Below are 9,787 nucleotides of genomic sequence, written 5' to 3' on the forward strand. Positions count from 1 at the left end.
AGCTTGCAAATGATTGTCCTTTCCTTCATTTCTCTCCTATTACGAAGATTTTAAACAGGTTCTTAGAACTAACTGATTTGGGTTATAGAAGGCGATCATCTTCAAGTAGCGATGAAGAAATTTTTACCACTGGTAACAGAATGCGAACTATATATCAATCTGAAACAGTGCTAAATAGTATATCAGTAGAAAGTAGTAGTCGATCAAGAAGTAGCTCATCGTCTTCAAGCGGTGGACCAGGCTCTTGACTAACTGAAGCGGAGTCTAAAAGTGAAAAAAGCTTATCTTGGGATAGTGATGATGTGCCGGAATATCACCTTTAGCTATTTGTCTAAATGTTTTTAATATGTAGACTGTTAGGAAATTGTCTTTTGCTTTTGTGATTTTCATGTTAAAGTATAATTCCTAGGTGAAATAAGTAGCTGCTGTTGTGTGGTGAACATAGCAGAGGAAAGTCCGGGCTCCAAGGAAAAATAGTGACGGGTAATGCCCGCCGGAGGTAACTCCAGTTATAGGGCTACAGAGAATTACCGCCTAAAATATTCTTAGGTAAGGGTGAAAAGGTGTGGTAAGAGCACACCGTGGCAATGGCAACATTGGTAGTCGAGTAACCAACACTAGGAGCAAGATTAAATAGAAGTAGATTTTATGTTTTCCTCATATCTACTCGGGTAAATCGCATGCGGTAAATGGTAACATTTACTTCAGATAAATAGCTACATAAACAGAACTCGGCTTACATTTCGCCTAGGCGTTCACATGATACGTGCGATATAAGCCATGCTATATTTAAATGTATAGGCATTTCATGCGTTGTCCTTCACTTGTTCTGCTTGATAGCCATCACTACTTTCGCCTACATTAACATTAGAATATTCTTCATCATCAATATACTCTTTCAGAACATACCCTCTGCCCCAAACGGTTTCTATGTGGCTTTTTCCATCATTTGCACTTTCAAGTTTCTTACGTAATTTGCACATAAAAACATCAACTATCTTGTTATCTGAAGGTTCATCTAAGCCATTGTAAAGATGATTTAAGAACATTTCTTTTGTTAATACTGTTCCTTTACGCAGTGCTAGCAATTCTATCATAGAATACTCCTTATTAGTAAGGTGAACCGTTTTACCTTTCACCTCAACAATCCTGTGATCAAAATTGATATTTATATTACCAATCTTTATCACCGATTCAGGATGGCCTTTAGTACGACGCACTATGGCCTTAATTCGAGCTAATAACTCACTTTTATGAAATGGTTTGGTTAAGTAATCATCGGCACCATACCCGAGTCCTTTAGCTTTGTGATTGACAGCGGATATACATGAAAGTATTAAGACAGGAACTTTGATTTTTGCACTTCTTAGTCTTAGCAATATATCATATCCGTCAATATCACCAGGCAAGTGTATATCTAAAATAACTAGGTCATAGTAATCTCCGTTTGAGGAAACCATATTATTGTTATAATCTTGTGCAGAAGTAACAACGTCACAGAAATGTCCATCAGAAGTTAAGGCGTTAACCACAGTCTTTGCACTTACTTGATCATCTTCAATTAATAATATACGCATATTTTACACCCCATAAATAATTTATAATTTTAGTAATATATATAACGAAGGAAAGTAATAAATCAAATTTTTATTAACAAATGATCAAAATTACACTTATTAATTAATAGTAAATATATTGTTCCAAAGTTATATAAACAGATCTAAAATATAATAGACATACCATGATAGTAATAATATTTTTAGTAAATATTGAATTAAAGTTACTATTATCAAAAGAATACTTCGGTTAATAAATATTTAACTATTCTATATGTCTGTGTTATATTTTTAATTTACTTATCCTACTGTTTTAAAGTATAAGTAATATTTTCAGGAATATTGTGTGGCAATATCAATTTTAGGTGCTGGTGCATGGGGTACAGCAATCGCAATTTCATTAGGTAGTAAGAAAGATGTGATTTTGTGGACTCGCAATGAAACTACATTTGAATCAATCAACGGGAAAAGAGAAAGTGACAAGCTACCCGGTTGTCGAATTTCTGATAATGTGTCAGTAAAATTGGCTATTGAAGACACAATTAATGCTTCAGTAACAATCCTCGCTGTTCCCACTCAGTCTCTGAGGAAGGTATGTCAGCAATTGCATAATTGTAATCTGAAAAAAGATGTAGCAATAATTTTAGCTTGTAAGGGAATAGAAAAGTCTACATTAAAATTACCTAGTGAAATAGTAAATGAAATTTTACCTAACAATCCTATTGCTATTTTTTCAGGTCCTAGCTTTGCTGTAGAAGTTGCAAGAAAATTACCCTATTCAATGGTTCTTGCATGCCAAAATAACACATTAGGTTCAAAGCTAGTATCAGAGCTGCAACAAGAAAATGTTAAATTGGAGTTTAGTAACGACATTATAGGAGTACAGATTTGTGCAGCGTTAAAGAACGTTTTTGCTATAGCGTGTGGGATTGTTTTAGGTAGTAAACTTGGGTTTAATGCTCATGCAGCATTGATTACGAAAAGTATGAGCGAAATTAAGGCTTTATACTCAGCAAAAATTGGTGACGGTAGTGTGGATATAAATACACTACTTGGGCCAGCATGTCTGGGTGACCTAATTATGACATGCACATCCTTGAATTCAAGAAACTTATCTTTTGGGTTTAAAATAGGTAATAGTGACAATGGCTTTAATGTTCAGCAGATTTTGTCAGAAGGCAAGTCAGTGATTGAAGGTTTTAGCACTGCTGAGTCCATATTTAATTTAGCAGGAAAGCTAAAGATAAAAATGCCTATATGTGAAGCGGTCTATAGATTATTGTATGAAAGCGTCTCTATAGAGGATACTATTTCTGTTCTTATAAGTTAATTTTGTATTTGGATATATTGTGAAATTTTTATATAAATTAATATCAACGTGGTGGCTGTCTGGAACAGTAAAAAAAATGCCAGGTACTGTGGGTAGTTTGGCTTCTTTTCCGCTTGTTCCTGTAATCCTGAGCAACAAAATTTTAGGTGCAGCAATTATTTCTTTTTTATTCTTAATTGGATTATGGTCTACAGGTAATTATATAAAACATTACAAGACTTCATGTGATCCAAAAGAGGTAGTAATTGACGAAGTGGTTGGTCAATTGCTGACGATACTTTTAGTTTCGATATTGTTAAGCCAAGAGATGAATTGTTCTTCATTGTTGTTGTGCTTTTTTTCTTTTAGGTTTTTTGATATAATAAAAACGTGGCCTATAAATTTAATCGATAAAAATACCAAAGGTCCTTTAGGTATTATGCTAGATGACGTTATAGCTGCAATTTTAGCCTGCGTTCTTATAGGAGCCTTTTATTGTTTATTGTTGGTGTATGCAGGATAAAAAAATTTATTATTCAAGCTTAATTGTTCAAAATCTAAAGGATTATATACTGTACACAGCGAATTTATCTGAGTGGGAAGTACACGATGAATTTGATAACATCATATTTACAATAAATGGTACCAGGGAGTCATTATTTAATTTTGTGTTCTGTGGAGATCAATGTACCGAGCTTTCTATACAAAAAACTCTAGATTATCTCAGAACAAGAGATATAGAAGCAACATGGGTAATAAATTCACATATGAAAATAAGAGATGTTTTAGAAAAGTGTGAAATAAAACACGTTAGCACACCAAAAAAAGCTTTACTTAATATGAAAAATTACTTTTTACCTGCTGATGTTATTCCAAACTTGAGGTTAAATGCTGTGAATGGTAGCAACCTCTTAGAACAGTTAGATCTACACACTTCTAAAATTTTTTATCATGGCGTTGGAATTGTCAGCACATTTTTTCGCGGATTATCAAATTATGATGACAAGAACTCAAGATTAAGATTTTTTCTTGTAACACTAAATAATGAAATTATTGGGACATGCGGTCTTTATGTTCAAGACAGCGTAGCTGGTTTTTATAGTGATGGAGTTTTACCAGTTTACAGGAATCGTGGAATAGGTACCCAAATGGTTTTAGAAAGAATAAAGATAGCTAAACAGCTTGAATGCAAATATATAGTAGCACATTGTATGAAATCTTCTGTGAACCTTTATAAGAGATTGGGCTTTCAAATGTTAGGCAATCTTTACTTATATACCTCTTCAGCATAATTCTGAGCGGTTACAAATTTTTACATTTGTTTTAAAAGTGCTATGTTTTTTTTGTATGAAGTGGTTTTAATATTGATTCTAATATTATTCTTTCTCTCTTATTCTAAATTAAAAATTAGTAATAAGATTAAGAACTTACAGCATCAAAATGTTATCATAAATAATTTAATTGATACTGTGAATGATGGGTTTTATATTTGGGATGCAAAAAAACGTATAGAAAAGTTCTCTCCCAATTTACTAATTTTGCTTAATACTGTTTTTTACTCATTTAATGAGTTTGTGAATTTTTTTGAGCAATCAGAAAGCCTAATCAAAAATTTTGTTGAGGCAAAGGAAATAAATAAATCTTTTACTCTAGATTTAAAGTCAAAAGACAGTGAGGTTTATTGCATATGTTACGGTAGAAGCATAATAGATGATTCTAACAATGTGATAGGTGTGCTGTTATGGATAAGGAATGTCTCAGACTGTAAGATAAAGGCTAACGGACTTGAGTTAGAAAATAGTAAGCTTACACAGGAAGTGGAGAGCTATAAAAACGTTTTCAACTCTTTACCATTTCCAATACTAAGATATAACAAGAGTAGAAAGGTGGAATTTTATAACTTGTTTTATGATAAATATGTAGATGGTTCTAAGAAATTTGCTATTACCGGTAGCGCTCATAGCACAAAACCAGGAAGACATGTCATAACTTATAAGAACGAACCTAAGGTTTTCGATTTTGTTAAAATTCCAATACAAGGTTCTGGTAGCATAGTAATGTATGGGAAAGATGTTAGTGATGCAGAGAAATTATATACTGAATTAAACAGTTATTTAGCTACACAGAAAAATTTGCTTGAGAGGTTACCGGTTGCTATAGTAATATATAGTAAGAATCAAAAGCTAAAATTTTATAATAATGCTTTTATAAAAACCTTTCAATTTGACCCAAAATTTTTGGCATCTTACCCAACTTATCATGAAGTTATGCTTTACCTCTGCGAATCTAAAAAGCTTTTAGAAAAGGAGGATTTTCAAACTATTAGTAATCAAAGACATGAGTTGTTCAAAAAATTATTTGAATCGTATGATGATACGATGCATTTCACGAATGGAAAAGCGTTCAGGGTATTAACAATACCCTACGCTTCGGAAGGTTTGCTGTTCTCTTACGAAGAATGCAAAAGATAATACTTAAACTCCTTCTCTCTCTACCATGAGCTGTTTTACTTTCGCTATTGCTCTTGCTGGATTAAGTCCTTTAGGACAAGTTTTTGTGCAATTCATTATTGTATGACAACGATACAACTTGAATGGGTCGTTTAAAACATCAAGTCTTTCACCTGTCTTATTATCACGGCTGTCAGCAATCCATCTGTAAGCTTGTAATAGTATTGCTGGTCCTAAAAATTTATCACTATTCCACCAGTAGCTTGGGCAACCAGTCGAACAGCAAGCACATAATATACAGTCGGACAAGCCATCTAATTTTTTTCTATCTTCAGAAGATTGAGAGTATTCTTTATTTGGTAGGGCAGGCTTATCTACTTGTAACCAAGGTTTAATTGATTTGTATTGCTCATAAAATTGGCTCAAATCCGAGACTAGGTCCTTTATTACATACATGTGAGGTAATGGATATATTTTTACGTCACCTTTTATATCATGTATAGATCTAGTACATGCAAGAGTATTGGTTCCTTCAATATTCATGGCACAAGATCCACATATGCCTTCTCTACAAGAACGTCTGAAAGTTAAAGTCGAATCTATTTCATCCTTTATTTTTATTAATGCATCAAGTACCATAGGGCCACAATTATCCATATCAATAAAAAATGTGTCTATTCTAGGGTTTTTCTCGTCATCAGCAGACCAACGGTAAATTTGAAATCTTCTGATGTTTTTTGCTCTAGCAGGAATAGGATAAATTTTGCCCTTTTGATTAATTTTAGAATTCTTTGGCAAAGAAAACTGAACCATATCACTTACCTTTTATTGTTTATAGCTAAAACCCTTTGTGGATAACATATTTTATTATCATCTACTATATTTTTATTAAATTCCTTTTAAATCGTGCACATATTGTAGCCAAGCGAAGCTAAAATCTCTCTTTCTAGATTTTTCATTATAATTTCTTCATCTTTTTTTTGGTGATCATAACCAAGTAAATGCAGTAATCCATGCACTAACATGTGTGCAATGTGAGCAAGAATGGGTATACAATACTCATGCGATTCTCTTTTTATTGTGTCTATTGAAATTGCTATGTCTCCTAAATCGCACTCATTAGACAATTGTTCATACGGAAATGATAGTACGTTAGTTGGCTTATCCATTTCTCTAAATTTTAAATTAAGTTGATGTAGCAAGTCATCATCAGCCAGAGCTATTGATATATTTGGTTTATAGTGGTCTATTTTTAATTCTTTTAGAGAAGCATTGATGACACCTAATACAAAATTTTTAGGATTTTCTATAATGCTGCACCATTTCTTGTCAAGAATATTTACTTCTAACATGAGTGACACATCAGTAAGGGTGTCATGCAAATAGCTGACACTGGAATCCAAAAAAGAAGAGTTATAGACCCTTGTGTCATGTACACAACTGTACGAATATTGTACACTAGAAGGATGTCATCCCAGTGTCTAGGCACTGGGATCCAGGAATTTTGATTAGACATCAAGTTAGTGAATATAAAAGTAGCTAATCTTATATTAAAACGCAACGGCTTTAATGTGGTTGCATTAAGGCTGGATTCCAGTGTCAAGCACTGGAATGACACCTTTGTGTTTGATGCAAAATCGGCTATAACGTTTAATGCACTGCCTTCGAGACAAATATTCATACAGCTGTGCGTTGTGTGCTGAGATGACATCATTTAGGAACTGAAATGACAGGTATTACACATCACTCATCCTTATTATTTCATTCCATTCAATTTCCGAAACTGGGGCAATTGATAAACGTGGTTGTTTTAATATAGTCATATTTTTCAAGAGTGGGTTTTGTTTTATATTATTTAACGTTACTTGGTTATTTAAAGGTTTCAAAAACTTTACATTCACTAATCCGAACTTGGGATCATTAACATGATAATACTCTTTAAATACTTCAACGATTCCAAGTATTGCTTTCTCTTTACCTGTATGATAAAAAAACGCAAGATCGCTTGCTTTCATAATTTTCATGTAACTTTGAGCTTGATAATTGCGCACACCATCCCACTCAACTACCCGCTCCTTTTCCATTTTTTGCCACGAGTATTCACTTGGCTCTGACTTAAGTAGCCAAAATTGCATTATTTTTTTCTTCTTAAGTAAGCTGGTATATCATAGATATTGCTGCCCCACTTAGCTCCTTCGCTTACCTGTTCAGCTGGTTTTGTTTCCAGTGTTTTGTCTTGTGTACTTTCACTTTGACTATATGGCCACTTAAATTTCTCTTTCTCTGAGTCTTCGCTCTGACTTATAGGTGAAGTTTCTGATTTATTATTGCGACCATCAATGCCAGTTGCAAGAACAGAAACTCTAACTCTTCCCTCCATCGCTTGATCAAAAGTAGCACCAAATATTATATTTGCATTTTCATCTACTTCTTCACGCACTCTATTGGCTGCAGCATCAACTTCAAACAGAGTCATATCTCCGCCACCAGTAATGTTAATTAATATTCCTTGCGCACCTTTCATTGATACATTATCAAGCAATGGATTAGATATTGCAGCCTCTGCAGCACTAATTGCTCTATCTTCTCCTTCTGCCTCTCCGGTGCCGATCATCGCTTTGCCCATCTCGCTCATTACTGTTTCTATATCAGCGAAGTCAAGATTGATAAGCCCTGGCATGACCATCAAGTCAGTTACTCCTCTGATACCAATGTGCAGAACATTATCAGCAAGTTTAAATGCATCAGAAAATGTAGTTTTTTCATTTGCAATTCTAAATAAATTCTGATTTGGAATGACAATAAGTGTATCCACGTATTTTTGCAGTTCTTCAAGTCCAAGCTCTGCAATGCGCATACGGCGCACACCTTCAAAACCGAACGGTTTAGTTACAACTCCAACAGTCAATATCTTTTTTTCTTTTGGCGCTCTATCCTTAACTGCGGCTCTTGCTTCTCTGGCTGCTTTTGCAATTACCGGTGCTGCACCGGTTCCAGTACCACCGCCCATTCCTGCTGTGATGAAAAGCATATGACTATCTTTTATATGCTCCATAATCTCATCAATTGACTCTTCTGCTGCACCTTTGCCAACATCAGGCAAAGCACCAGCACCAAGCCCCTTAGTTAAATTAATGCCAAGCTGAATTTTTTTATCACATAACGACTTTTCTAGTGCTTGAGCATCGGTATTTGCGACAACAAAATTCACTCCTTGCAAATTAGATTGGATCATGTTATTCACAGCATTTCCACCAGCACCACCCACTCCCACAACGGTAATCCTTGGGTGTAATATAGGCAACTCCGGCAGACTAAGATCAATGGACATTTAAACTACTCAAATTTAGCGAATTCACTTGATAATAAGTTACCGCTTTTTTAATAATATGCAAATACTTTTCACTTCTATAGGCGTAAATAGTAAACGGGATTTACTTATTCTTAGCATTTATACTAATAAGTGCCGTTAATTACAACAACTAGATTCTTAGATGACATCACTTAACCGATGCAAAAAATAGAAAACGTTTATAAAAAGGGACAGAAACCTATCCCTTTTTATTTTGTTGAAGATTATTCTACTGTCTGACCTTTCCCTTTCAATTCTTCAGCTGCAACATCTTCTAATTTTGAGGCAACTTGATATGTTCCATAAACAGCAGCAACTGCAGCAACTGCAGCAATTGCCATTATGGCACCCGCAACTATCTGACCAGCAACACCTGTTCCGATAAATCCAGGTAATGAAGCAGCTATTGCTTGATTTGTTCCAACAAAGTAACTGGCAGTCTTAGCAAGAAACCCAGAAGCTTCTGCTGCACTAACAAAGCCTGCTTTCATATGCATTGCTGTAAAGACAATACTTGCAACTGCAAGCGGAAATAATGCTGTTCTCCCTTTATTATGCACAGCGTACTGACCAGCTCCACCAGCAGCACCGTGAATTCCCCAGCATTTTTCACTTTTCATATATCCTTCTGAAATAGCACGAAAAATGCCATCCCCTTCTTCATACTTATAATCTGTTAATGCCATAACTCTACTCCTTAAATAGAATGTTAAAATTTCATTAAGGAAGCATATAGTAAAAAAAATTGCCTGTCAAGTGAATTAATTTTTTAATATACCTTTATTCTGTAATTGAGCGCTTCAGCAATGTGTGCTCTTTTTACTTCTTCACTTTTTGCAAGATCTGCAATAGTTCTTGCAACTTTTAATACGCGTGTGTAGCCTCGATTGGGAATGTAATTTTCTTTCAGTACGTATTTTAGCAATTCTAACCCTGCCTGATCTGGTTCAGTAAATTTATTAAATGCTTCACCGCTTACTTCTGAATTGCAACGAATATTTAATTCACTATAGCGCTCAGTTTGAACTTTTCTTGCTGCTATCACTCTTTCTCTTAGAACCTGTTAAGGATCTCGAAAATATGAGGTAGAATAAGCATAGTTAAGAAAGAGGTATATCTA

The 9,787-nt window shown here is 34.4% G+C and carries 13 protein-coding genes, 1 other RNA gene and 1 pseudogene; 8 read left to right on the top strand and 7 right to left on the bottom strand.

The annotated features are described in order from the left end of the window. Nucleotides 1-248, top strand: a 248-nt coding sequence (locus tag OZD61_RS02200; protein ID WP_274979687.1) for a hypothetical protein, incomplete at its 5' end; no start/stop codon positions are given. Nucleotides 249-405: 157 nt separating this feature from the next. Continuing rightward, an RNA gene (rnpB, locus tag OZD61_RS02205) (RNase P RNA component class A) lies at nt 406-755 on the top strand. Between the two features lie 51 nt (nt 756-806). Here rnpB and OZD61_RS02210 read toward each other — a convergent pair. Next, the gene (locus OZD61_RS02210; RefSeq protein WP_096616586.1) at nt 807-1,577 is read right to left on the bottom strand and encodes a response regulator transcription factor; all 771 of its coding nucleotides are present in this window, start codon (nt 1,575-1,577) and stop codon (nt 807-809) included. A 325-nt stretch (nt 1,578-1,902) separates the two neighbouring features. On the opposite strand from OZD61_RS02210, the gene OZD61_RS02215 reads away from it, so the two are divergent. The 4 genes from OZD61_RS02215 to OZD61_RS02230 are packed head-to-tail and all read left to right on the top strand — an operon-like array spanning nt 1,903 to nt 5,336. Next, nucleotides 1,903-2,886, top strand: coding sequence for an NAD(P)H-dependent glycerol-3-phosphate dehydrogenase (locus tag OZD61_RS02215; RefSeq protein ID WP_274979688.1), 984 nt, complete (start codon nt 1,903-1,905; stop codon nt 2,884-2,886). 19 nt (nt 2,887-2,905) lie between these two features. Then, nucleotides 2,906-3,388, top strand: a complete 483-nt coding sequence (locus tag OZD61_RS02220) for a phosphatidylglycerophosphatase A family protein (protein WP_006279290.1) — start codon at nt 2,906-2,908, stop codon at nt 3,386-3,388. Further along, nucleotides 3,378-4,157 carry a GNAT family N-acetyltransferase gene (locus OZD61_RS02225; RefSeq protein ID WP_274979689.1) on the top strand — a complete coding sequence of 260 codons (780 nt, stop codon included), beginning with the start codon at nt 3,378-3,380 and terminating at the stop codon, nt 4,155-4,157. The genes OZD61_RS02220 and OZD61_RS02225 overlap by 11 nt, the downstream gene beginning before the upstream one ends. Before the next feature lie 42 nt (nt 4,158-4,199). Beyond that, nucleotides 4,200-5,336, top strand: a complete 1,137-nt coding sequence (locus OZD61_RS02230) for a hypothetical protein (protein WP_236514561.1) — start codon at nt 4,200-4,202, stop codon at nt 5,334-5,336. Between the two features lie 3 nt (nt 5,337-5,339). On the opposite strand, the gene OZD61_RS02235 is transcribed toward OZD61_RS02230, so the two are convergent. Further along, on the bottom strand, nt 5,340-6,128 hold the full coding sequence (locus OZD61_RS02235; RefSeq protein WP_274979690.1) for a succinate dehydrogenase iron-sulfur subunit: 789 nt from the start codon (nt 6,126-6,128) through the stop codon (nt 5,340-5,342). 86 nt (nt 6,129-6,214) lie between these two features. Next, a complete protein-coding gene (gene ybeY / locus OZD61_RS02240; protein WP_253303271.1) occupies nt 6,215-6,667 on the bottom strand; it encodes an rRNA maturation RNase YbeY in 453 nt (150 codons plus the stop codon). Nucleotides 6,668-6,691: 24 nt separating this feature from the next. Here ybeY and OZD61_RS02245 point away from each other — a divergent pair, with 24 nt between their 5' ends. Both OZD61_RS02245 and OZD61_RS02250 read left to right on the top strand, forming a co-directional pair. Then, a complete protein-coding gene (locus OZD61_RS02245) occupies nt 6,692-6,823 on the top strand; it encodes a hypothetical protein (protein ID WP_255322244.1) in 132 nt (43 codons plus the stop codon). A gap of 15 nt (nt 6,824-6,838) precedes the next feature. Beyond that, complete coding sequence (locus OZD61_RS02250) at nt 6,839-7,018, top strand: hypothetical protein (protein WP_259348642.1); 180 nt, start codon at nt 6,839-6,841, stop codon at nt 7,016-7,018. 33 nt (nt 7,019-7,051) lie between these two features. Here OZD61_RS02250 and OZD61_RS02255 read toward each other — a convergent pair whose 3' ends face one another. The 4 genes and pseudogenes from OZD61_RS02255 to OZD61_RS02270 all read right to left on the bottom strand — a co-directional run. Beyond that, on the bottom strand, nt 7,052-7,450 hold the full coding sequence (locus OZD61_RS02255) for an EVE domain-containing protein (RefSeq protein WP_274979691.1): 399 nt from the start codon (nt 7,448-7,450) through the stop codon (nt 7,052-7,054). After that, nucleotides 7,450-8,646 carry a cell division protein FtsZ gene (gene ftsZ / locus OZD61_RS02260; protein ID WP_010962790.1) on the bottom strand — a complete coding sequence of 399 codons (1,197 nt, stop codon included), beginning with the start codon at nt 8,644-8,646 and terminating at the stop codon, nt 7,450-7,452. Before ftsZ ends, OZD61_RS02255 begins: the two co-directional genes overlap by 1 nt. Before the next feature lie 245 nt (nt 8,647-8,891). Next, nucleotides 8,892-9,353, bottom strand: a complete 462-nt coding sequence (locus tag OZD61_RS02265) for a hypothetical protein (RefSeq protein WP_274979692.1) — start codon at nt 9,351-9,353, stop codon at nt 8,892-8,894. Nucleotides 9,354-9,436: 83 nt separating this feature from the next. Continuing rightward, a pseudogene (locus OZD61_RS02270) lies at nt 9,437-9,730 on the bottom strand (magnesium chelatase subunit ChlI family protein); the annotation flags it as partial. Nucleotides 9,731-9,787: the final 57 nt, after the last annotated feature.

The organism is Wolbachia endosymbiont of Drosophila bocki, assembly GCF_028982005.1.
Lineage (GTDB): Bacteria > Pseudomonadota > Alphaproteobacteria > Rickettsiales > Anaplasmataceae > Wolbachia > Wolbachia pipientis.

Excerpts from the sequence above, each read along its gene's own strand:
- OZD61_RS02210 (WP_096616586.1), bottom strand. The coding sequence starts at position 1,577 with ATGCGTATATTATTAATTGAAGATGATCAAGTAAGTGCAAAGACTGTG.
- OZD61_RS02225 (WP_274979689.1), top strand. The coding sequence starts at position 3,378 with ATGCAGGATAAAAAAATTTATTATTCAAGCTTAATTGTTCAAAATCTA.
- OZD61_RS02230 (WP_236514561.1), top strand. The coding sequence starts at position 4,200 with ATGTTTTTTTTGTATGAAGTGGTTTTAATATTGATTCTAATATTATTC.
- OZD61_RS02235 (WP_274979690.1), bottom strand. The coding sequence starts at position 6,128 with ATGGTTCAGTTTTCTTTGCCAAAGAATTCTAAAATTAATCAAAAGGGC.
- ybeY (WP_253303271.1), bottom strand. The coding sequence starts at position 6,667 with ATGTTAGAAGTAAATATTCTTGACAAGAAATGGTGCAGCATTATAGAA.
- OZD61_RS02245 (WP_255322244.1), top strand. The coding sequence starts at position 6,692 with ATGCAAATAGCTGACACTGGAATCCAAAAAAGAAGAGTTATAGACCCT.
- OZD61_RS02255 (WP_274979691.1), bottom strand. The coding sequence starts at position 7,450 with ATGCAATTTTGGCTACTTAAGTCAGAGCCAAGTGAATACTCGTGGCAA.
- ftsZ (WP_010962790.1), bottom strand. The coding sequence starts at position 8,646 with ATGTCCATTGATCTTAGTCTGCCGGAGTTGCCTATATTACACCCAAGG.
- OZD61_RS02265 (WP_274979692.1), bottom strand. The coding sequence starts at position 9,353 with ATGGCATTAACAGATTATAAGTATGAAGAAGGGGATGGCATTTTTCGT.